General features: G+C 48.4%; 21 protein-coding genes and 2 riboswitches. Of the genes, 6 read left to right on the plus strand and 15 right to left on the minus strand.

The genetic code is table 11. The features are described 5' to 3' along the window. Positions 1-2: 2 nt before the first annotated feature. From cydC to ACFO5U_RS01060, 4 genes are all read right to left on the minus strand, one after another. Entirely contained in the window at positions 3-1,706 is a 1,704-nt protein-coding gene (gene cydC / locus ACFO5U_RS01045) for a thiol reductant ABC exporter subunit CydC (protein ID WP_377275895.1), read from the minus strand. After that, entirely contained in the window at positions 1,699-3,423 is a 1,725-nt protein-coding gene (gene cydD, locus ACFO5U_RS01050; RefSeq protein WP_377275896.1) for a thiol reductant ABC exporter subunit CydD, read from the minus strand. Before cydD ends, cydC begins: the two co-directional genes overlap by 8 nt. 569 nt (positions 3,424-3,992) lie before the next feature. Next, on the minus strand, positions 3,993-4,607 hold the full coding sequence (wrbA, locus tag ACFO5U_RS01055) for an NAD(P)H:quinone oxidoreductase (RefSeq protein ID WP_377275898.1): 615 nt from the start codon (positions 4,605-4,607) through the stop codon (positions 3,993-3,995). A gap of 179 nt (positions 4,608-4,786) precedes the next feature. After that, positions 4,787-6,427 (minus strand): AMP-binding protein, encoded by a 1,641-nt coding sequence (locus ACFO5U_RS01060; protein ID WP_377275900.1) that lies wholly within the window; start codon positions 6,425-6,427, stop codon positions 4,787-4,789. Between the two features lie 151 nt (positions 6,428-6,578). On the opposite strand from ACFO5U_RS01060, the gene ACFO5U_RS01065 reads away from it, so the two are divergent. Continuing rightward, positions 6,579-7,736, plus strand: coding sequence for a class I SAM-dependent methyltransferase (locus ACFO5U_RS01065; RefSeq protein WP_377275902.1), 1,158 nt, complete (start codon positions 6,579-6,581; stop codon positions 7,734-7,736). Then, positions 7,733-7,987, plus strand: a complete 255-nt coding sequence (locus ACFO5U_RS01070) for a hypothetical protein (RefSeq protein WP_377275904.1) — start codon at positions 7,733-7,735, stop codon at positions 7,985-7,987. Before ACFO5U_RS01065 ends, ACFO5U_RS01070 begins: the two co-directional genes overlap by 4 nt. A gap of 423 nt (positions 7,988-8,410) precedes the next feature. Here ACFO5U_RS01070 and ACFO5U_RS01075 read toward each other — a convergent pair whose 3' ends face one another. Then, positions 8,411-8,830 carry a hypothetical protein gene (locus ACFO5U_RS01075; RefSeq protein WP_377275905.1) on the minus strand — a complete coding sequence of 140 codons (420 nt, stop codon included), beginning with the start codon at positions 8,828-8,830 and terminating at the stop codon, positions 8,411-8,413. A gap of 145 nt (positions 8,831-8,975) precedes the next feature. Between ACFO5U_RS01075 and ACFO5U_RS01080 the strand changes: the two genes are divergently transcribed. Together ACFO5U_RS01080 and ACFO5U_RS01085 are read left to right on the plus strand one after the other, a co-directional pair. Then, positions 8,976-9,899, plus strand: coding sequence for an ABC transporter ATP-binding protein (locus ACFO5U_RS01080; RefSeq protein WP_377275906.1), 924 nt, complete (start codon positions 8,976-8,978; stop codon positions 9,897-9,899). Further along, entirely contained in the window at positions 9,877-10,821 is a 945-nt protein-coding gene (locus tag ACFO5U_RS01085) for an ABC transporter permease (RefSeq protein WP_377275908.1), read from the plus strand. Before ACFO5U_RS01080 ends, ACFO5U_RS01085 begins: the two co-directional genes overlap by 23 nt. Before the next feature lie 44 nt (positions 10,822-10,865). Here ACFO5U_RS01085 and ACFO5U_RS01090 read toward each other — a convergent pair whose 3' ends face one another. Both ACFO5U_RS01090 and nfsA read right to left on the minus strand, forming a co-directional pair. Next, positions 10,866-11,480: an NAD(P)-dependent oxidoreductase gene (locus tag ACFO5U_RS01090; protein WP_377276423.1), complete on the minus strand. Its 615-nt coding sequence runs from the start codon at positions 11,478-11,480 to the stop codon at positions 10,866-10,868. Positions 11,481-11,526: 46 nt separating this feature from the next. Further along, positions 11,527-12,258, minus strand: coding sequence for an oxygen-insensitive NADPH nitroreductase (gene nfsA, locus ACFO5U_RS01095; protein WP_377275910.1), 732 nt, complete (start codon positions 12,256-12,258; stop codon positions 11,527-11,529). Positions 12,259-12,360: 102 nt separating this feature from the next. On the opposite strand from nfsA, the gene ACFO5U_RS01100 reads away from it, so the two are divergent. Beyond that, complete coding sequence (locus ACFO5U_RS01100) at positions 12,361-12,918, plus strand: M15 family metallopeptidase (RefSeq protein ID WP_377275912.1); 558 nt, start codon at positions 12,361-12,363, stop codon at positions 12,916-12,918. A 155-nt stretch (positions 12,919-13,073) separates the two neighbouring features. Next, positions 13,074-14,120 carry a GtrA family protein gene (locus ACFO5U_RS01105; protein ID WP_377275914.1) on the plus strand — a complete coding sequence of 349 codons (1,047 nt, stop codon included), beginning with the start codon at positions 13,074-13,076 and terminating at the stop codon, positions 14,118-14,120. Between the two features lie 99 nt (positions 14,121-14,219). On the opposite strand, the gene ACFO5U_RS01110 is transcribed toward ACFO5U_RS01105, so the two are convergent. The 8 genes from ACFO5U_RS01110 to ACFO5U_RS01145 form a co-directional block, all read right to left on the minus strand. Further along, on the minus strand, positions 14,220-15,899 hold the full coding sequence (locus ACFO5U_RS01110) for a sodium:solute symporter family protein (RefSeq protein ID WP_377275916.1): 1,680 nt from the start codon (positions 15,897-15,899) through the stop codon (positions 14,220-14,222). 64 nt (positions 15,900-15,963) lie between these two features. Then, positions 15,964-16,242 carry a DUF4212 domain-containing protein gene (locus ACFO5U_RS01115; protein ID WP_377275918.1) on the minus strand — a complete coding sequence of 93 codons (279 nt, stop codon included), beginning with the start codon at positions 16,240-16,242 and terminating at the stop codon, positions 15,964-15,966. A gap of 50 nt (positions 16,243-16,292) precedes the next feature. Continuing rightward, the gene (locus ACFO5U_RS01120) at positions 16,293-16,478 is read right to left on the minus strand and encodes a hypothetical protein (protein WP_377275919.1); all 186 of its coding nucleotides are present in this window, start codon (positions 16,476-16,478) and stop codon (positions 16,293-16,295) included. Between the two features lie 407 nt (positions 16,479-16,885). Beyond that, positions 16,886-17,353: a 6,7-dimethyl-8-ribityllumazine synthase gene (ribH, locus tag ACFO5U_RS01125; RefSeq protein WP_377275921.1), complete on the minus strand. Its 468-nt coding sequence runs from the start codon at positions 17,351-17,353 to the stop codon at positions 16,886-16,888. Between the two features lie 13 nt (positions 17,354-17,366). After that, positions 17,367-18,557 carry a bifunctional 3,4-dihydroxy-2-butanone-4-phosphate synthase/GTP cyclohydrolase II gene (locus ACFO5U_RS01130; RefSeq protein ID WP_377275923.1) on the minus strand — a complete coding sequence of 397 codons (1,191 nt, stop codon included), beginning with the start codon at positions 18,555-18,557 and terminating at the stop codon, positions 17,367-17,369. Between the two features lie 15 nt (positions 18,558-18,572). Further along, on the minus strand, positions 18,573-19,208 hold the full coding sequence (gene ribE / locus ACFO5U_RS01135) for a riboflavin synthase (RefSeq protein ID WP_377275925.1): 636 nt from the start codon (positions 19,206-19,208) through the stop codon (positions 18,573-18,575). Positions 19,209-19,213: 5 nt separating this feature from the next. After that, the gene (ribD, locus tag ACFO5U_RS01140) at positions 19,214-20,299 is read right to left on the minus strand and encodes a bifunctional diaminohydroxyphosphoribosylaminopyrimidine deaminase/5-amino-6-(5-phosphoribosylamino)uracil reductase RibD (RefSeq protein WP_377275926.1); all 1,086 of its coding nucleotides are present in this window, start codon (positions 20,297-20,299) and stop codon (positions 19,214-19,216) included. Positions 20,300-20,396: 97 nt separating this feature from the next. Next, a riboswitch (FMN riboswitch) is annotated at positions 20,397-20,527 on the minus strand. A gap of 107 nt (positions 20,528-20,634) precedes the next feature. Continuing rightward, a riboswitch (FMN riboswitch) is annotated at positions 20,635-20,765 on the minus strand. Positions 20,766-20,857: 92 nt separating this feature from the next. Continuing rightward, complete coding sequence (locus tag ACFO5U_RS01145) at positions 20,858-21,157, minus strand: TIGR04104 family putative zinc finger protein (RefSeq protein WP_377275928.1); 300 nt, start codon at positions 21,155-21,157, stop codon at positions 20,858-20,860. Positions 21,158-21,164 lie beyond the last annotated feature (7 nt).

Raw genomic sequence — 21,164 nt, forward strand, 5'->3', positions numbered from 1 at the left:
GCCTAAACGAATATTTCTTCTTCTATTTTTTTCAATCCATAGAAATAGCCTCGACGCTTCATCAACTCTTTATAGGTACCGTTTTCGATTAACCGCCCGTTTTCGAGCACGAGAATTTGATCTATCGCCTCGAGCCCCGCTAAGTCATGGCTGATGATGACAAAGCTATCCTCCGGACGACCCGTGAACAATTCCCGGTAGATGGCCTGTGCCGTCAATCCATCAACCGATGAAAATGGCTCATCAAGCAACCATAGCCGCTCACTTTTCAAAAACGCGCGCGCCATCGCCAAACGCTGCTTTTCACCGCCCGACAGATTGCGTCCTTTTTCGAGAACGGGAGCGGACAATTCAACATGTCCGAGATGGACCAATTCAAGTGCTTGTAACATTTGATCGGGCCCTGCTTGTTCGTTTGCGATGCGCAAATTGCTTTCGATCGTTCCGGCAAAGAAATGGTTGTCTTGCAATACGACATTCATGCGTTGCCACAAGCTTTCAGGCTTCATCGTTGCAAGCTCCGAACCGCCAATATGCACACTGCCTGTATCCGGCTCGATGACTTTCAATAACAGCAACAATAAAGTCGATTTCCCTGAACCGCTCGGCCCGACAATCGCCGTTTTAGAACCTGCCGGCAAATGGAAGCTGATGTTTTCAAGCGCCAAGCGTCCATCACTCGGGTAGTGGTAGCATAAATCATCGGCCACAATGTCGGGCAAGCCTTCAGGCATCACCCCGGTGCTATCGTCCGGAGACCGATCGACGACTTCTTCCAAGCGACGTGCGGCAATGCGGCTTTCCTCAAAATAAGCCGGCAGCGCAGCAAGCGGCCCTGTATTTTCAAATGCCCCGAGCGACACCATGACAAGCATCGCTAGAAACAAGCCGGAGAGTTCTCCTATGGAAACAAAATACGCGCCAAGCGCCAAGACCAAAAAGGAAGTCAAAAAAGCAAATAATGCATTAATCGATTGGACCCGGTTTTCTTCGAGCCCCTCGCGTTGCTGCGCTTGTTCATAGCGCCTTGCCTGCGCTCGCAAATCCTCACTTTTCTGGTCAAGTGCCAAATGGATTTTCAAATCCCGGAAACCGTAAAGAAACTCGGTGGACGCTGACGCAAACTCCCCGCGGCTTACCCGTGTTGTATGGGCTTTGTTGCGTCTCCGGTAAGCGAAGAAAATCGGCAGGATGACGACCGAGAAAATCGCCCCTCCTAAAATAACGAAAGCGACCGGCAGCGAGTAGAAAGATGTAAAGAACACTGTCGCCAGCAAGACCAGCCCCGCCACAATCGGAGGGTAGAGAACGCGCAGAAGAAAGTTCTGCAAACTCTCGACATCGCCGACGATCCGGGACAACAAGTCTCCGCTTTTATGGCGCTGGAAAATGCCGGGCGCTAACGGCGCCAAGCGTTCAAAAAAGTTACCGCGTAAATGGCCAAGCATCGTGAACGTCGCCCGGTGCGAAAATAACCGCTCGCCGTAGCGGGCGATGGCTGCGGCAAAACCGAACAGTTTCAGTGTCGCCGCCATGACAACCAAAGTCGTCATTTGTGCGGTCAATGCGGCTTTCGAAATCAAATATCCACTCGCTCCGAGTAATGCCACTCCGGCGAGCCCTGCTAGGAAGCCGAACAACACAGCAAGGGCGATGTCGCGTTTTTCTTTTAGCGTCAGCCAAAAAACATCCTTTAAATCACTCATGGATTTTACCTCCTTGCTGAGCCTCGATCATGAGGCGATAAGGTTCGAAATTCGTCAGCAGTTCTTCATGCGTACCAGATGCAGAAACCTTTCCGCTATCCATAACAATGATCCGGTCTGCTTGTTGGATTGTGTGAAGACGGTGAGCGATCGTAATGACCGTTGCTTTTTGCGAAAGCTCTGCAATCGCCCGCTGCAGCACTTTTTCTGTCTGAAGGTCGAGTCCGGCAGTCGGCTCATCGAAAAACACGAGCGACGGCTTTTTCAAAAAAGCACGCGCCAGAACAAGCCGCTGCTTTTCGCCGCCCGACAAACCGCGCCCGGCTTCTCCCACCAAGGTATTGAAACCTTCCGGAAGCGACTCCACGAGTTCCAGAATTCCCGCTTTGTGTGCGGCCCTCTCCAGTTCCTCTTCGGGCACTTTTCCGGCTGCCCCTATCATGATATTTTCTTTGATGGTCCCCGAAAACACGTACGGATCTTGGGTGATATAGCTCAAATTTTGATACCACTCGATTTCACTCACTTGTAGTTGAGGCATGCCATTGATCAATAAACGCCCTTCGCTTGCCGGCAGCAAGCCAGACATGAGATTCATCAAAGTGCTTTTCCCAGAACCACTGGCACCGATCAGTGCCGTTGTTTCGCCCGCTCGGATATCAAAAGTGATTGGCGACAGTTGAAAACCGTTGCCGTATTGAAAGCCGACTCCATCAAGCGCCAAATGGACAGGCGCTTGTACAGGAGCACTGCCCCATTTCACCGGTTCATGCTGCTCTGCGAGTTCTGATTGGATCAACTCTGAAGAAGCGATACTTCCTCTTGCAGTGTGGAAGGCGCTGCCGAAATCCTTCAATAAATTAAAGAAGTCTGGCACGAGCAAGAGCACGAGGAAAGCCGGGAAAAAAGTGATGCTGTCGAATACGACAAGCCGTATCCCGATTTCAAGCGCCACGATGCCGATGCTGAGCATCGAGATGTACTCGAGTGTCAACGAAGATAAGAACGCCGACTTTAAGACGTCCATCGTCGAATCGCGGAACTTCAAGCTATTGTCTCGGATCAACTGGCTTTGGCGCTTTGTTTGCCCGAACAATCGCAATGTTGTCAAACCTTGCAAAACATCGAGGAAAGTACCGGAAAAGTTTGCCAGCTGTTCGACTTTCTCATCTGCCTTTTGTTTAGTGCGCTTCCCGACGATTGCCATGAATAATGGAATGAACGGTGCCGTAATTAAAATGATAAGACCCGTTGTCCAATTCAAGTAGAAAATGACTCCCAGCAACATAAGAGGAATCGTATAACTTTGAATCATTTGCGGAATGTATTTACTGAAAAAACCGTCCGTATCATCAATCGCTTCGAGCAACAAGCCAATCCGTCTGCCCGACTGCCCGGCAATCGATGCTTGCAGCGGATTTTCTTTGTATGATTGGATGATATCACTGCGCAGATTGCGCCTCGCTTGTGTCGACAGTGTAATGCCTAGTCGCCCGATCCAATAGCTCGCACCTGCCCTCAGCAAAATCACCAATAGCAAGGCGCCGAGCAACGGCAGCACTTCATCAAAAGATGCCGCCTTCAGGAAGACCGCATCTGCCACCCAAACAAAAAACAAAGCCTGGCCTATTATCGCAAGCCCCTTCGCGAATGACGCAAGGAACAACAAGCGGATGCGGGTGTTTTGCCGGTAGGCCAATTGCTTTAAATTCTCCATTCCCATCGCCCTTTCTTTCACTTAATTCCATTATAAAGGAGGGGCTTGCAGATTCCTTTCGGGATGCCCATCCGACGTAAGTTTTCCGGCGCAATTGTTACAAATCGGTTCACATTTCGCATAAAAAAAAGCCTGGCAGTTTGCCTGCAAGGCTGTAATTTCAAATGATAGGCGACTACACTATTGTCAGCCGAAAATTATAATATAATCGACTTTAACCATAACGCGTCTTCCTTAATTCGTTTCTTTAACCGACTTTCCGCACAATTCTGGTACTCATCCGTCAATTTCTTGATTTCGTACTCAAAAATCAACTTTTCTTCTCTTGTGATCATATTAATCACATCACCTTTCACCTTCAGCATATGCAGAACCAAATATGCTTTAGTCCCCAATGCTATACCCCATTCTGGCACAACTTACTCATTTTTCTACATTTCCTATTATTTTTTTGTTTAAATGAACAAAAAACCGCATAGTAAATGAGTTTTTCAGTTACCACATTAAAAACAGCCAGACAAATTTGCCTGGCTGTTTTAATCGTTTCTGTGTTTCAACTCAGTGTTCAGTTAGCCGTTTAAGCCATTTTTTACCCAACCAGCTACTTGGACAGTGCGTTTCGCTTGATGCACGACTGCATCTTGCACGTCCTCTACCATATTATTGTCTTGGTCGACAGTAACGCTTGTTCCATAAGGGTTCCCGCCTGCCTTAAATAGCGCTTGATCGGTATAACCCGGAGCCGCGATGATTGCACCCCAATGATGCATCGTCGTATAAACCGATAATACCGTCGCTTCTTGTCCGCCATGAGGGTTTTGCGCAGAAGACATGGCGCTGACCACTTTGTTCGCCAGCTTGCCTTGTGCCCATAAGCCGCCTGTTGTATCAAAGAATTGCTGTACTTGTGAAGATACATGGCCAAAACGCGTCGGCACGCTGAAGATGATGGCGTCTGCCCACTCGAGCAGATCATTATCCGCTTCCGGCACATGCTGGGTCGCTTCGAAATGCTTTTTCCATGCAGGATTCGACTCAATTGCCGCCTGTGGTGCATTTTCTTTCACTTTTGCCACTTTCACTTGTACCCCTGCTTCTTTTGCCGCCGATTCTGCCCATTGCGCCATCTGATAATTGGTTCCTGTCGAGCTGTAATAAATAATCGCCAAGTTTACGTTGCTCATGTCATAACCTCTCCTTTATCAATTTGCTCCGTGGCTTATGCAAAATATCCTACATTCAAGATAAGTTCTGTTACTTGTCTGCCCTATTAGGAAAGACGTTAAACGTTCTTTTCTGAATATCCTTGATTCAGCGCAATAAAAAACCAGATGAACAATCTCTTCATCTGGCTGTTTATTACTTATTGGACTTGCTCTGCGATCTCTTCCGACAATTCACGCAGCTTGAACTTCTGGATTTTCCCGGAAGCGGTCATCGGATATTCTTTGATGAACTCGATATAACGCGGAATTTTGTGATGAGCGATCTTCCCTTTGCAATAAGCGCGCAATTCATCTGCGGTTAAAGACTCGCTGTCTTTCAAAATGACCCATGCCATCAGCTCTTCCCCGTATTTCGAATCAGGTACGCCGACCACTTGGACATCTTGGACAGACGGATGCTGGTATAGAAACTCCTCGATTTCACGAGGGTAGATGTTTTCGCCTCCGCGGATGACCATATCCTTGATGCGGCCGGTGATGGAAATATAGCCGTCTTTGTCTTCTACCGCGATATCGCCGGTGTGCAGCCAGCCTTCCGTATCGATCGCTTGTTTTGTAGCCTCTTCGTTTTTGTAATAGCCTTTCATGATCAAATAGCCGCGCGTGCACAATTCGCCAGGCATGCCTTTCACCACTCGTTCGCCGGTCGCAGGGTCGATGATTTTCACTTCGACGTCATCGTGCGGCTTGCCCACCGTCGCCACGCGCTTTTCAATGGCGTCATCTTTGCCGGTCTGGGTGATGACCGGCGATGACTCCGTCTGCCCATATGCAATCGTAATTTCACTTGCCCCCATATCGCTGATAACTTTTTTCATCACTTCGATCGGGCAAGTCGATCCCGCCATGATGCCGGTGCGCAATGTCGACGTATCGAAAGAGTCGAATTCCGGATGGTTGAGTTCGGCGATGAACATCGTCGGCACACCGTGAAGTGCGGTGCATTTCTCATCTTGCACCATCTGCAACACGCGCTTTGGCTCGAATTGTTCCGCGATGACCATCGTCGTCGCGTGCGTCACTGCTGCAAGCGTACCGAGCACACAGCCAAAGCAATGGAAAAACGGCACTGGGATGCACAAGCGGTCGGTTTCATCCAAATTCATCATATCGCCGACCAGCCGCCCATTATTGACGACGTTGCGATGCGTCAGCATGACACCTTTCGGAAAGCCCGTCGTCCCGGACGTGTATTGGATGTTGATGACGTCATCCGGATTCATCGAACAGAAGCGCTGTTCCAGCTGCTCATCCGCTACTTTTTCAGCAAATGCTTTAAATTCGCTCCATGTATAGATGCCCGGATAGCTATTTTCGCTCATCGCAATGATACGCTTCAGCTGCGGCAGTTTGGGCGAATGGAGCTGCCCTTTTTCTGCATGTTCCAGTTCAGGACATACTTGATTCAACACTTCGATATAATCCGTCCCCTTGAATTCTTCCCCCAGAATCAAAGTCGTGGAATCCGATTGCTTCAACAGATACTCCAGCTCATTCGCCTGATAACTTGTGTTGACGGTGACCAAGACGCCGCCCATCTTGCCTGTGGCATATTGGCTCAGCAGCCACTCCCGTTTATTATCGGACCAAATGGCGATATGTTCGCCTTTTTCAATACCAAGCCCCATAAACGCTTTCGCCAGTGCATCGGTCTCCTGGTCGAATTCGGCATAGGTTTTGCGGATGCCTTTTTCAGGATAGACATATGCTTCTGTCTGCGGAAAATTTTTCGCCTGCTCGCGTACGATTTCCCCTACTGTTTGATCGAGAATTGCCATTTCTTTGTCCCCCTTGTTGAAAACGGTTTCACCTATTTTATTATCTCAAAATTCCAAATAAAAGGAAAGCGGCTTCTTCAACTGATGGATTCGCCCCTGAAGGCGAGGCATGATAAAATGGAGCTATCATAAAGAACGGAAGGGATTTTCCATGGAACTCCAAACTATGCACGTCCAACTTGCAGAAAAACTGCAAAGCCACTCACTCGTCACTGCCACCATCAGCCAGCCGCGGCAAAAGTCGAGCGACTTGAAACGAATCAAACTAAAACCGGTCGAACTGAAAGAAGGCTACCGCATCCAGTTCGAATATCAATATGAACAGATTTTGAAGCACCAAAACTTGTCAATCGACCAAGCCCTCGCTGAACTCGAACGGCTATTCACTGAATTTCGGCAAGGCTTGTTCCAGTTCACCGATGAAAAAGTCCAGATTCAATTGACCAAGAAATTTAAAATAAGCTATAAATCCGAAGCCAGCGAACAACAAGTTGCCGATTTGTCCCATAACCGGAAAAAAGATTATTTGCTCCAAGACGGCGTTCCTTATCCCTTTCTCGTGCGGCTTGGCGTTCAATCAGAAGACGGCAAAGTCAAGAAACAGAAATACGATAAATTCCGCCAGATCAACCGCTTTATCGAGTTTATCGACGACGCGCTTGAGCATTTGCCACAAGATCGGACGATTCGCATACTCGATTTCGGCTCGGGAAAATCCTATTTGACCTTTGCGCTGTATCATTATTTGCGCATCGAAAAAGGACTCGATTTGCGCGTCACCGGGCTTGATTTGAAAAAAAGCGTCATCGAAGAATGCCAGCAAATCGCCCGTGATCTGGATTATGGGCAACTCGAATTCCTCGTCGGCGATATCAACGATTACGATAAAGCTACCGCTGTCGATATGGTCGTCACACTCCACGCTTGTGACGTGGCAACGGATATGGCGCTTGCCCGCGCCGTCAAATGGAACGCCGGCGTCATCTTGAGTGTCCCGTGCTGCCAGCATGAGCTGAACAGCCAGATTCAGTCATCGCCGCTCGATATCATGCTCCAGCACGGCTTGATCAAAGAACGCTTCAGTGCACTTGCGACCGATTCAATCCGTGCAGAACTCCTGTCGATGGTCGGCTACGAAACACAATTGATGGAATTCATCGATATGGAACATACACCGAAAAATATTTTGATCCGCGCATACCGCACGAATAAAAAACCGGCGGATAGACAGCTGGAGCGCTACCGGGAATTCACCAAGCTGTTAAGCGCCAAACCATTTCTTGAAAACGAATTAAAGGAGCTACTATGAAACGTAAAAATCTTGTAAACGGCATGATACTCGCCTTTTCTGTCATTCTTGTCCGCTTTATCGATGTCCGCGTTTATGATATGCCGCTCATTTTGACGCTGGTGTTGCTGATGGCTATGATCTACGCAGGCATACGGGTCGTCGAACGTTTTCCGGCTTTGGATGAACCCGTCAGCAAAAAGGTGTCCTATATCACCAATACTTTAGTGATTATCACCATATTTTTGGCATTCTTTGTTCTGGAACTTTAAATGCCATGCGTAAAAGGAATCAATGATTGCATTGATTCCTTTTTTTATTGCAGAACCTTAGGTGTGTTGAGTTGGATTTGACGTGTGGGAATGCGACGTCTTTGTGTGAATCGTCACTATAGCACTCGCCGCCCTGCTTGGGGATGGCCTTTTGCCAGGAGCCAGCAAAACCCGCTGTCTCCCGGCATCGGCTCACCCTTGGCGCTTTGCGGCTGTTCGTTTCCATTAAAACTTGGTAGTGTAATAAGATCTGCTTCTGAAAGTTTTTCCGCCGGATGGGGAATCGCTTCCTGGGACGTGCATTCGATTTAAGGAGATCTGCTTGTGTAAAAGTTTCCGCTGGGTGTGAAATCCTCTACTATTCCACATTCAAAAAGCTGCCTCTTCTAAAAGAAGGCAGCTTTTTCTCTATCAGGGAATCGATTAAGGCGTGTTGTCGTTGGGCTTTTCTTGTGCCTGCTCTTCGACCACCGACTCGATATAAGTTTTCACCGGACTAAGCGTCAGCTCCAGATGGCTCGTCTCCAAATGCTTTTGCAAATAATCCAATTGATGGTCCTCTACCGCATCCGACTGTAGATTCAATACATTGTTGATATACAGCATGCCTTCGTTAGTCGCCATGGGCGTGTCGACTCCTTCTTGCTCTTGCTGTTCGACAGCCTGCAATCCGCGCACCAAGCCTTCTGCTTTCAACTCTTCCATCAGCTTGCCGTACTGCTCTTCTCCGATTCCCTCGGACAAGGTCGAATCGAGCTGCTTCACTTCCTGAAATGTCGCTCCTTTATAATATTGCGCATAATATGCCATGAGCACTTGTTCTTTTTCCTGCAAATTCTTCATAAGGCTAACCCCTCCATTATTTTTTGTTACTCTTTCCATTCCCCGTTATACAGCTGTTAAGCATTGAGGATTTTTCGAAAAACGAAACTTTCTGCTCAGTGAATCGTTAGTACTGAAGGATATATAACGGAAAGAGGTGGCTCTCATGAGCAATGAAAAAATTGTCGAGATTCGCAAGCTCTCGAAGACAATCGGCAACAAGCAAATCATCAAAAATTTGAATTTAGATCTTCATAAAGGTGAGATCACTGGGTTTCTCGGGCCGAATGGTGCCGGAAAAACGACGACGATCCGGATGATGGTCGGCTTGATGCGCCCCACAGAAGGAGATGTTCTCATCGGCGGCAAATCGGTTCGCCATGATTTTGAAGCAAGCATCGAAAAAGTCGGCGTCATCGTCGAAAACCCGGAAATGTACAAATACATGTCCGGCTATAAAAACCTGATGCACTTCGCCCGCATGCACAAGGGTGTAACGAAAGAACGCATCGATGAAGTGATCGAGCAAGTCGGCATGAAAAACCGCATCAAGGAGAAAGTCGGTTCCTATTCGCTCGGCATGCGCCAGCGGCTTGGTCTTGCGCAAGCGCTTCTTAACAATCCGGAGTTTTTGATTTTGGATGAGCCGACAAATGGGCTGGATCCTGCAGGCATCCGCGAATTCCGGATGTATTTGCGCAAAGTTGCACGTGAAAACGATGTCGCCATCTTTGTCTCTAGCCATTTGCTGTCGGAAATCGAATTATTGTGCGATCGGATTGCCATCATTCAAAATGGCGAGCTGATCGACATCAAAAATGTCAACGAGCACCAGAAATCACGCTACTACATAGAGGCAAAGCCTGCCGAACAGGCGAAGCAAGTGCTTGAAGAAATCGGTTTTACTGTGCACCCCCACGAGCACGGCTATTTGATCGATACCGAAGCAGAACATATCCCAGGCGCCATCAAATTGCTTATCGCCGCCGGTATCGACTTGTACGTGATTCAACCGCATCGCACGACATTAGAAGATCAATTCCTGGAAATGACTGGAGGCGGCGAAATTGCTCAAGCTCATACAAAATGAATGGATGAAATTATGGAGTAAAAAAGCGACCTGGGTGATGGCTGTATTGCTCATCGTTATTTTATTCGCGTCAGCAGGAATCACGAAATGGGTGGACTCCACTACACCGGCGCCTGAGGAAGAAAACTGGCAGGAAATCACAGGAATGAACCTGATGATGAACCAGGAACAACTGCAAAATCCAGATCTTGGTACAGCGCAGACCGATTATTATGAACGGCAAGTTGCGATTGACGAATACCGGCTGGCAAACGATGCAGCGCCATTTGAATATGCAAGCATGCAGCAGCAAGTGCTGGATGGCCACATGATGTTGTCGCTGGTGACTCTTTTCACCGTCATCGTCGGGGCAGGCATCGTCGCTTCCGAATTCTCGCAAGGGACGATTAAAATGCTGTTGACCCGGCCTGTCAAGAGATGGAAAATACTTACCTCCAAATACATCACAACGATGTTGTTTGCGCTATTATTTGCAATCATCACACTCGCCTCGACTGCTTTGGCAGGCTTAATTTTCTTTGGGATCGGAGACGGCACCTTCCTCGTTTGGAACGGGTCTCAAGTCGTTGAAGGCTCTTACTGGATAGAGGCATTGAAGCTATTCGCACTCAGCTTTGCAAGCACTTGGATGATCGGCACGTTCGCATTCATGCTAGGGACCGTGTTCCGTTCGAGTTCGCTGGCGATCGGCGTCTCGATTTTCCTCATGTTCGTCGGCGTGCAAGTCGTCTTCCTGTTGCAGCGCTTTGAAATCGTCAAATACTATTTGTTCACGCATACGGATTTGACGCAATTCTATACGGGCTTCATGCCGGTACCGGATATTACGATGGCGATGTCGCTCATTGTTTTGGCAGCTTATTTCCTGACCTTTATGGTGATCAGCTATTGGACATTCTCGAAACGCGATGTGACCGCTTAACAGAAAACGGCCCTTGAACTTATGTTCAAGGGCCGTTTTCTCATTTAATATGCTATACCTACGCGGCTTTTCACAAAGTCATCGGATTCCAGTTGCTCGTACGCGAACAGCGCGGTATCTCCTGCAGTTATTTCTTTGCCGTCTTCCGGCAAGTAATTTTCTTCAAAGCGGAAATAGCCTTTCGGCTCGCCGTCAGGCAAGTAAGTGGGGCATACGATGGTCCAGTCCAATCCGCTCTGCTCCAATGTTTTATAGGCTTTTTCATGTTCTTCTGCGGCAAATGTCAATTGGCGTTTGGAATCGCCGCCCTGATAGCGGAGCAGACCAGGACTCAAGCGGCTATTGAGTATGCCGGCTGTCCCGATAGTGATAATGCGCTTGACGCCTTCCGCTTCCATCGCTTTGGCAATGAGCGGAGTGGCATCTGACAAAGTGGTCGTGCGATCTGTCCCGATAGCGCTAATTACAGCATCTGCACCTTGTATCGTGCGCTGGATGTCTTCTGCATTGCGCACGTTCCCGACGATGACTTCAAGATGGGGGTGAGAATCGAAATCAGGTGTTCTTACCAGCGCCTTGACATCATGGCCATCCCGAAGTGCCATTTTCACAATATATCTACCGACTCTGCCTGTTGCTCCGAATAACGCGAGTTTCATCAATGATCAGCCTCCAATATAGTCACAACTTCATATGCTTTTATTTTTATTTGAATAAATAACCGCGCTTGGCCAATACTTCTTTCAAATCCGGACGGTGCGGCTTTTTCAGGAACGTCGCCATCTGCTCGCTCCAAGTCGCAACTTTTTGATTGCTTGTACGTCCCGCGTAGTACTGGGTGATCGTGTCGTCATAAGCCGGCAACAATTCTGCGTATTTTGCCTCGTCGTATTCATTTTCATGGAGAATGGCTTCTACAGGAAGGCGCGGTTTGACTTCATTCGATTCATTCGGCACACCGACAGTCAATCCGTAGACAGGAAAGACGCCTTTTGGCAGCCCGGCCAGTTTGCTAATTTCTTCCATGTTGTTGCGAACTCCGCCGATATAGCAGATTCCATAGCCTTTGGATTCAGCCGCCAATGCCAAATTCTGCGCAAGCAAGCCCACATCCGTTACAGCGACCAATAAGTTTTCCGCCTGATCGAATACGATGTCTTGCCCTTGCAGTTTAGCGGCATGAGAGAGGCGGTTATAATCCGCACACATGAGGAAGACAGCACCCGCCCCTTCCATTTGTTTCGGGTTTTTGGATAATTCCCCAAGCCTCTTGCGCTTGTCTTTATCAGTCACCCAGACAATTGAATACGCTTGCACGAAATGGGAAGTTGCCGCATATTGGGCGGCTTCCACCAATTCGCTGACTTGCTGCTTCGTTAATTGCTGTTCTTTATAATCGCGGACCGATGCATGTGATTTCATCAACTCAATAACCATTATGTATCCCTCCAAAGAATCTGTTTCTCCTATCGTACCAAAAACTCCTGCTGGATACTTGCTTAAGGTTTTTTGTTACACTTATTTTATGAGGTGAAATCATTGAAAACATTCCGCACCGTTTTTTCCCTGCTGTTCCTTTTCATACTAGGTGCTTTTTTATTTATTTGGATCGACCGGGAACTTGAATTCCGTAAAGAACGAGCGGAGCGCCCGCTTCCAACCGGCCTCCACCCCATTGTCGAAACTAAACGCGATGAACTGATTTCACGGTCTGCCGACATCGGCATCGACATTGTCATCACCGACGGATTCCGCTCAATCGATGAACAGGACCAGCTTCACCAGCAAGGCCGTTCCGCTGACGGCAGCATCGTCACTTATGCAGAAGGCGGCGAATCGTATCACAATTACGGCTTAGCGATCGATTTTGCATTGCGCTTGCCTGATGGCGCTGTTATTTGGGACATTGAACGCGACGGCAACGGTAGCGGCCGGCCTGATTGGTTCGAAGTCGCCGATATCGGAAAAGAGCTTGGCTTTGAATGGGGCGGCGATTGGGTACGCTTTAAAGATTATCCACATTTCCAAATGGATTTCGGCTTATCCATCCGGCAACTTCAGGAAGGCTACCGGCCGGAAGATGTCATAGCAGATTGAACGCATGTCTTCCCGGAAACCCATCAGTTCTTTGCACCGATTGACCTGGAATTCCAAAACAGCGCGACTACAGGACCGGAATTGGGGTAATGTGCTTATAGAGTCTTTTTTGCATTAAAACGATTTCTGAATCCAGAAATGGAAAGAGGTTGCCTGTGGAACAATTCGCCTTGGTCATTCCGGCTTATAAACCGGAAGAGACTTGCAAACTTACAATTGAAGAAGCAATTAAAGCCGGATTTTCCCGAGTCATCGTCGTTAACGACGGCAGCGGACCGGCATTTGAAGGTTTTTTTGACGAAATCAGCGAATTTCCGGAAGTGACCTTATTGCACCACGCCATCAATCAAGGAAAAGGACGCGCGCTGAAAACCGTCTTCCATCACATTCTGAACCATAAACTGCCGATTGACGCTATCGTGACAGCTGATGCAGACGGCCAGCATTTGGTCACGGATATGGTGAAAATCACCAAAGAACTGGAAGCTTCACCAAATCACGTTGTGCTTGGGGCACGGGATTTTTCCAAGGCCGATATCCCTTTTCGCAGCCGCTTCGGCAACCGGTTTACACGTTTGCTGTTCCGCCTGTCGACCGGTGCGGTATTGACCGATACCCAAACTGGGCTTCGGGGAATTCCAGTTAAGTACTTACCGCGCCTGCTCGATGTCCTCGGCGAACGCTTTGAATACGAAATGAATATGCTCGCCGCACTGAAGAAAAATTACATTCCGGTGTCGGAAGTGACCATCGAAACGGTCTACTTGGATGATAATAAATCATCTCATTTCCATCCGCTCCGCGATTCATTCCACATATACAAAGTATTTTTATTGTATGGTTTTTCGGGAGCGGCTTCGTTCTTACTCGACATCGGATTGTTCTGGCTGTTCGTGCAGCTGCTGCGCGATGAATCGCCCGAGATGTTCATCATCATTGCCACTGTCGTGGCACGCATCTTGTCATCGCTATTTAATTATTACATCAACCGCAACAAAGTGTTTAAGCAAGGATCTAAACAATCGTTGCTGCGCTATTATATTTTGGCTGCCTTTATCATGGCCGTCTCGGCCGCTTCAGTTCATTTTCTATACGCAGAGTGGCTCGGCCGCGGCGAAGTCATTTTGAAAGTCATCGTCGATACCATACTCTTCATCTTTGGCTTCGTTGCCCAGCGCGCTTGGGTGTTCCGTAAAGAATAGCACCACAATTGCAAATGCATAGAAAAAGAGCGATAGCCGAATGCTATCGCTCTTTTCATCTTATCGAGAAACCTTGAAACTCGTTGTTTTCCGGATTTCTTAATGTTCCGGACGCTTCGTTTTAACCGGATCGGTGCGCCATACTTCACCATCTTTATAGGTCATGCCTTCTGGATAGCGCAAGTCCAGCACTTCTTCTTGTGCTTCTTTCGTCGGTGGTTTCGTCGCTAATGACACGACAATGATGGTAATGATCGCGGCAGTCGCCCCGAAGACACCAGCACCTGTGTCGATAATGCCAAGGATCGTGAAGCCTCCAAATTTAGCGGCGAAGATATAGCCGAGTGTGACAGTCAAACCGACCAACATCCCGGCAATAACACCCGGCCCGTTAGCCCGTCTCCACCACACGCCGAGAATAAGCGCCGGGAAGAATGTACCTGAGGCAAGGGCGAACGCCCATGCAACGATTTGCGTAATCGCGCCTGGCGGGTTCAAGGCAACAATACCAGCGGCAACGGTAGCGACGATGATCGATACACGTCCAACGAACAGACGCTTGCGCTCAGTCGCTTGCGGGTTGATTGAACGGTAGTAAATATCCTGTGACAAGGCAGCGGAAATCGCGATCATCAGACCGCCCGCCGTGGAAAGTGCCGCGGCCATCGCGCCGGCAGCCATCAAACCGATGACAAAAACGCCAAGGTTGGCGATTTCTGGAGTCGCCATAACGACGATATCGTTGCTGATGACGATTTCTTCCCATTGGAGAATTCCATCGCCGTTCGCATCAGCGACCGATAGCGAGCCGGTGTTTACCCACGATGCCGTCCAAGCGGGAAGGTCTGCAATTGAAGATCCTGCCACTTGCGTCATCAAGATAAAACGGGAAAATGCAGCATAAGCTGGAGCAGACAAGTAAAGCAAGCCGATGAACAAAAGTGCCCATGCACCGCTCCAACGAGCCGCTTTCATGGTAGAAACCGTATAAAAACGAACAATTACGTGAGGCAAGCCGGCTGTTCCGGCCATTAACGTAAACATAAGTGCAAGGAATTGCCATTTTGTTGCTTCCGTAAACGGAACAATATACTCGGAAACACCGAGTTGTTGATCGAGTAGCTGAAGCTCGCCGATAATCTGTCCGTAAGACAGCCATGGAATCGGATTGCTCGTCAGTTGGAGTGACATGAAAATGACAGGAATCAAATACGCTGTAATGAGTACGAGGTATTGGGCTACCTGTGTCCAGGTAATCCCCTTCATCCCGCCGAGTGCAGAATAAAAAGCAATCAATACCACACCGATGATCGTCCCGACAGCTGTAGGCACTTCGAGCAGTCGCCCGATGACGACGCCAGAACCCGAAAGCTGTCCGATGGAATATGTAAAGCTGATGATGATAGTGGCAACTGCAGCAATCAATCGCGCTGTGTCGCTTCGGTAACGGTCACCGATAAACTCAGGCACCGTATAGCGGCCGGATTTCCGGAGCTGAGGCGCTAACAGGAAAGTCAAAAGCAAGTATCCGCCTGTCCAGCCCATAATGTACGCTAAGCCGTCATACCCGAGCAGCATGACCGTCCCGGCCATACCGATGAATGACGCGGCACTCATCCAGTCGGCGCCGATCGCCATCCCGTTGAATATTGCCGGAACGTTGCGCCCGGCTACGTAGAAATCAGATGTTTGCCTGGCCATATTGTAGACAGCGATGCCGATATACAATCCGAATGTCGCTAAGATTAATACAAGTGATACGAGAAATTGTGAATCCACTGCTTCTCCCCCTTGTCAATTACGCAATTTGTATAGTCAACTATTCTCAGATCAAACTCTTGCACTATTTCTTATCGTTTATATCCTGGTCCAAGCCGAATTTTTTATCGATTCGGTCATTGACGATGGCATTCACGAAAAGCAAAATAATGAAAGTCAATACCGCCCCTTGCGCTCCCATGAAATAATGGAATGGCATCCCATTAACGCTGAATCCGGACAATTGCTCCGCGAACATAACTACGCCAAATGATGCCGTAAACCCGATTAGCAAGTAAATGACAACCAATGTCGTCCGGGTCCGAAAATACGCATCCGCTTGCTTTTTATCGATTTTCCTCAAATTTCTCACCCCTTTGTCGGTTTAGAACTCGAGTTACCCTAGTACAAAGTTCACCCCCTCAACTGGAAAATGAAACGGACCGTATCCAGGAAAGGCAATGGCACCATAATGACTTTGACGAGCATAAATGCAAAAATCGAAGCAAAAGGAACAAAGAAATATACGACCTTCCGCTTTCTCAGCCCTGCGACTACAGACAGGATGGTAATAAGGCTCAATGTAAGAACCCAGATCATCGACTCACTCCTTTTTTGGAAACGTTAACAAAACATCATACGGCTGGCCTATTTCCAGCCCTGCGACAGCTCTCCTCCTTCCTTTCCATTTTTAGGATAATAGTAGCTTTTCTTTTTTCATTATTCTAAAACTTCTGTTAATTGTCAATGTATTTTTATAACACCTTTCAAGTAAAGTTTCTCTTGAAGCCAAAACTTTTTCTGGATACAGTTCACTTTTACATAGGCTTAACGCGCAAAACAGACAAAAAATGAGCGTACATTCATAAAAGAATGCACGCTCATTAATATTTTATTATTTTTATTGTTTCGTGGAACAACCATTTAAATGAAGAAATCCTACTATTTCCTCCTTAGAAACTCAGTGACGAAACCTGTGCAGGATTTCCCATGGAACTACTTAATGATCAGTCGAATGCTTTCATTAGATTGCCCATTTCCACTGCTGAAACAGCCGCTTCATAGCCTTTGTTTCCGGCTTTTGTGCCTGCGCGTTCAATGGCCTGTTCAATCGTTTCCGTTGTCAACACTCCGAATATGACCGGAACTCCTGTAGACATGCCCGCTTGTGCAATGCCTTTAGCCGCTTCGCTGCAGACGTAGTCATAATGAGTTGTCGCCCCGCGGATGACGGTACCGAGCGCGATGACCGCATCGTATTTTTTCGTTTCTGCCATCTTTTTCGCCACGAGCGGCAATTCAAATGCTCCAGGCACCCACGCCGTGTCGATATTTTCTTTGCTGACGCCATGGCGGACTAAGCCATCGACCGCTCCGTCCAACAAGCGGGATGTGATGAAATCGTTGAACCGCCCCGTGACGATCGCTATTTTTAAATCCGAACCGATTAAGTTTGCTTCGTATACTGTTTCCATTTATGAACACTCCCTAGTCAATGATATGTTGCATCCGATGTTTTTTTGTTGCCATGTATTGCGTGTTGTCTTCTGTCGGCGGAATGACCAACGCAAGCCGCTCTTCTATTTCAATGCCGTATTCGACCAATGCGTCGGTTTTTGCCGGGTTGTTCGTCAGCAGCCTGACGCGCATGACGCCTAAGTCTTTCAGCATAAGCGCGCATAACGTATAATCACGCATTTCTGCCGGAAAGCCGAGCTGTTCGTTCGCTTCGACCGTATCGAATCCTTGCTCCTGAAGTTCGTACGCTTTCAGCTTGTTCAATAAGCCGATGCCGCGTCCTTCCTGACGCATATACAAGACAATGCCTGCACCTGCTTGTTCGATCAGCTCGAGTGATTTACTCAGCTGCGCTCCGCAATCGCAGCGGCGGGAATGGAAAATGTCGCCTGTCAAACATTCCGAATGAATGCGGACAATCGGCGCTTGCTCCAACTCCGGATTGCCTTTGACGATAGCGACGTGCTCTTCCTTGTCCAGTCGATTGGAATAGCCGACCATCCTGAACTCGCCGAAATCAGTCGGCATATGGACACTCGATTCCCGTGTGATGAGCGGATCTTTCTCCGCGCGATATGCATACAAGTCTTCGATCGTGATGAGCTTCAGATCGAACTCAAGCGCCAATTTTTCCAAATCGGGCATACGCGACATCGAACCGTCTGGATTCATGATTTCGCAGATGACCGCCGCCGGATCGCTGCCGCTGATTCTGGCTAAATCGACCGACGCCTCCGTATGTCCTTGGCGCTGAAAGACACCTCCTGCTTTTGCGACGAGCGGGAAGATATGGCCCGGGCGCTTGAAATCTTGCGGCACGGCTTTTGTATCAAGCATATGCAAAATCGTATCGGAACGTTCGAACGCACTGATGCCGGTCTTTGCATCTTTATGGTCGATGCTGACGGTAAAAGCCGTTTCGTGATGGTCGGTATTATGGCTGACCATTTGGTCGAGTTTCAAGCGCAACGCAATATCTGGCGAGACCGGTGTGCAAATGAGGCCCTTGCCGTGAGTCGCCATGAAATTGATGTTTTCCGGTGTTGCATGTTCCGCGAGACAAACGAAATCTCCTTCGTTTTCCCGCGATTCATCATCAACCAAAATAATGATTTTTCCTGACTGCAAGTCTTTTACTGCTTCTTCGATTGAGTGTACCATCGGTTGTTTGCTCCTTTAAAATCCGTGACGCCGCAGATAATCGGCATTCATCGGTTGTTTTGGCGCGTGTTCCATAAAGCGCTGCACGTATTTTCCGAACATATCGGTTTCCAGATTGACCGAATCGCCAACCTTTTTTCCGCCTAAGGTCGTTTCTCCAGCCGTGTGAGGAATGAGCGATACCGTCAAATGGTTTTCACTCAGTTCAAAAATGGTCAAGCTAATGCCATCGACTGCCACCGAACCTTTGACGATAGACTGCGCAATGAGTTCGGCCGGCGCTGCAATGTCGATATACAGCGCATTCTCTTGAGGCCTTTTCCGCAGAATCTTTCCGACACCATCGACATGGCCCGCCACGAGATGGCCGCCGAATCGCCCATTTGCTGCCATCGCACGTTCTAAATTGACCGGACTCGAAGTGCCTAAAGAAGAAAGTGTAGTTCCATGATAAGTTTCAGGCATGACATCCACCGTAAAGCGGTCGCTTGCTAAAGATGTCACCGTCAAGCACACCCCTTCAACGGAAATGCTATCACCAATTTTTGTATCTTCTAGCACCACTTTTGCACGGATGGTCATTGCCATACTGGATGTGCTGCGCTTTGTGCCTGCGAGTTGTCCTTTTTCTTCGATAATCCCTGTAAACATCTGTGTCACTCCTTCAAAGTGGAAGTGATTTTCAAATCATGTCCGATCCGGTCCACACTCTTTGTTTCCAGCCGGATGCCGTTTTCTGCAGCACTGGTCTGCAGATTGCCAAATACTGAAACGGTTCCGGCGTCGCCGAGAATGATGGGGGCAATATAAGTAGCAATTTCGTCCACTTGCCCGCTTTTTAAAAATGCCGTATTGATTTTTTGTCCGCCTTCCACCAAGACAGACAAAACCTGGTGTTGCGCAAGCAATTCCAAAGCCGACACGATTTCAACGCGCGGGCCTTCCACTTGCAAAACCCTCACATGCTCGGGGAATTGCGCTGCACGATTTGGGATATCAGGATTCGAGCCGGTGATGATCCAAGTAGGGGCATCAGGCACTTGGATGATGTGGCTTTCTTGCGGAATCCGCAAATCGTGATCCAGCACCACGCGAATCGGTTGCTTTTTGGAGTCGCCGAACCGATTGGTTAAGCGTGGGTTGTCGAGCGCTACAGTTTGAGCGCCAACTAAAATGGCGTCGTGCAAAAAGCGCAGTTCGTGGACATCTTGACGAACGGCGTCGCCTGTAATCTTTTCGGAACGGCCGCCATGAGTCGCAATTTTTCCGTCCAATGTAATGGCATGTTTCAATGTGACAAAAGGTCGATTTTTTTGGATAAAGGTAAAAAACATCCGATTCAGTTCGAGCGCTTCAGCTTCGCAGACGCCGATTTCAACAGTAATCCCGGCAGATTCCAGCTTTCTGACGCCGTTGCCCGATACGAGCGGATTCGGATCGAGCACCGCAATGACGACGCGGCGAACTCCTGCACGGATGATTGCGTCCGCGCAAGGGCCAGTGCGCCCATGATGGCTGCACGGTTCTAATGTCACGTATACATCGGCGCCTTGCGCCGCACTGCCCGCCATACGGAGCGCATGGACTTCTGCATGGGCTTCGCCGGCTTTCAAATGGGCACCCATGCCAACGATGCGGCCATCTTTAACAATCACTGAACCAACAAGCGGATTGGGGGATGTTTGCCCAGCTGCTGTTCGCGCTAACCCTAATGCTTGTTTCATATACTGCTGTTCGTCCACCCAACCACACCTTTCACAAAAATAAAAACCCATTGATGGATCAATGGGTTAGAAGACAATTGGAAATAAAACTATAGTTGATACTATAATTCCCGTGTTCTTCCTTCTCCCATCCAGACTTTAACTGTCGGCTTTGGACTTGCACCAAATCCTGCCCCGAAAGGCTCACGGGCTTCGGATTGCTCCGTTACCGTCGATTGGGAATTTCACCCGACCCCGAAGGAATACTATTCAATTGATCATCCATAATATGCAAAAAAGGCCCCTTCCATTTTAGAAAGGGGCCTTGAAAGTGCATATCAAATAAGCCTTAGCGAATGCTATTAGGCTGCTTGACGGTTCTTCTCCCATCCAGACTTTAACTGTCGGCTTTGGACTTGCACCAAATCCTGCCCCGAAAGGCTCACGGGCTTCGGATTGCTCCGTTACCGTCGATTGGGAATTTCACCCGACCCCGAAGAACGCTATGAATGATTACCTGTAAGTTTAGCGCAAGGTCTAGGGGGCTGTCCAGAAAAGAATCTCATAATCAGTTTTCTTAGATCCATTGTTTGCGGTTTACCACATCGGGCCACGTTCATCTGTCAGCTCGATAAAGAAAGGGGATATGCCAAGAATGAACAAAAAAGATATTGCAAACAATGCAAGAGATGCAAATGGATCAATGCCGAAGGCGACTGAAATAAACATGATAAGCGGCGCCGCAAAGACGGATGTCCCGGTTTTTTTGCGGGCTGCAGCAGTCAAAAATTGCTCTTTCCGGCAATGGGGGCATCGCAAACTATCTCCGAGTGTAATCAAACGGCAGGCAGTTTGTCCCCATGTCCACTTTTTTCCGCAGTTTTGGCATTTCGGCATTGCACTT

This window comes from Planococcus dechangensis (assembly GCF_042654465.1).
GTDB classification, from domain to species: Bacteria; Bacillota; Bacilli; order Bacillales_A; family Planococcaceae; genus Planococcus; species Planococcus dechangensis.

Coding starts and splice junctions, on each gene's coding strand:
- cydC (WP_377275895.1), bottom strand. CDS start 1,706: ATGAGTGATTTAAAGGATGTTTTTTGGCTGACGCTAAAAGAAAAACGC.
- cydD (WP_377275896.1), bottom strand. CDS start 3,423: ATGGAGAATTTAAAGCAATTGGCCTACCGGCAAAACACCCGCATCCGC.
- wrbA (WP_377275898.1), bottom strand. CDS start 4,607: ATGAGCAACGTAAACTTGGCGATTATTTATTACAGCTCGACAGGAACC.
- ACFO5U_RS01060 (WP_377275900.1), bottom strand. CDS start 6,427: ATGGCAATTCTCGATCAAACAGTAGGGGAAATCGTACGCGAGCAGGCG.
- ACFO5U_RS01065 (WP_377275902.1), top strand. CDS start 6,579: ATGGAACTCCAAACTATGCACGTCCAACTTGCAGAAAAACTGCAAAGC.
- ACFO5U_RS01070 (WP_377275904.1), top strand. CDS start 7,733: ATGAAACGTAAAAATCTTGTAAACGGCATGATACTCGCCTTTTCTGTC.
- ACFO5U_RS01075 (WP_377275905.1), bottom strand. CDS start 8,830: ATGAAGAATTTGCAGGAAAAAGAACAAGTGCTCATGGCATATTATGCG.
- ACFO5U_RS01080 (WP_377275906.1), top strand. CDS start 8,976: ATGAGCAATGAAAAAATTGTCGAGATTCGCAAGCTCTCGAAGACAATC.
- ACFO5U_RS01090 (WP_377276423.1), bottom strand. CDS start 11,480: ATGAAACTCGCGTTATTCGGAGCAACAGGCAGAGTCGGTAGATATATT.
- nfsA (WP_377275910.1), bottom strand. CDS start 12,258: ATGGTTATTGAGTTGATGAAATCACATGCATCGGTCCGCGATTATAAA.
- ACFO5U_RS01120 (WP_377275919.1), bottom strand. CDS start 16,478: ATGATCTGGGTTCTTACATTGAGCCTTATTACCATCCTGTCTGTAGTC.
- ribH (WP_377275921.1), bottom strand. CDS start 17,353: ATGGAAACAGTATACGAAGCAAACTTAATCGGTTCGGATTTAAAAATA.
- ACFO5U_RS01130 (WP_377275923.1), bottom strand. CDS start 18,557: ATGGTACACTCAATCGAAGAAGCAGTAAAAGACTTGCAGTCAGGAAAA.
- ribE (WP_377275925.1), bottom strand. CDS start 19,208: ATGTTTACAGGGATTATCGAAGAAAAAGGACAACTCGCAGGCACAAAG.
- ACFO5U_RS01145 (WP_377275928.1), bottom strand. CDS start 21,157: ATGCCGAAATGCCAAAACTGCGGAAAAAAGTGGACATGGGGACAAACT.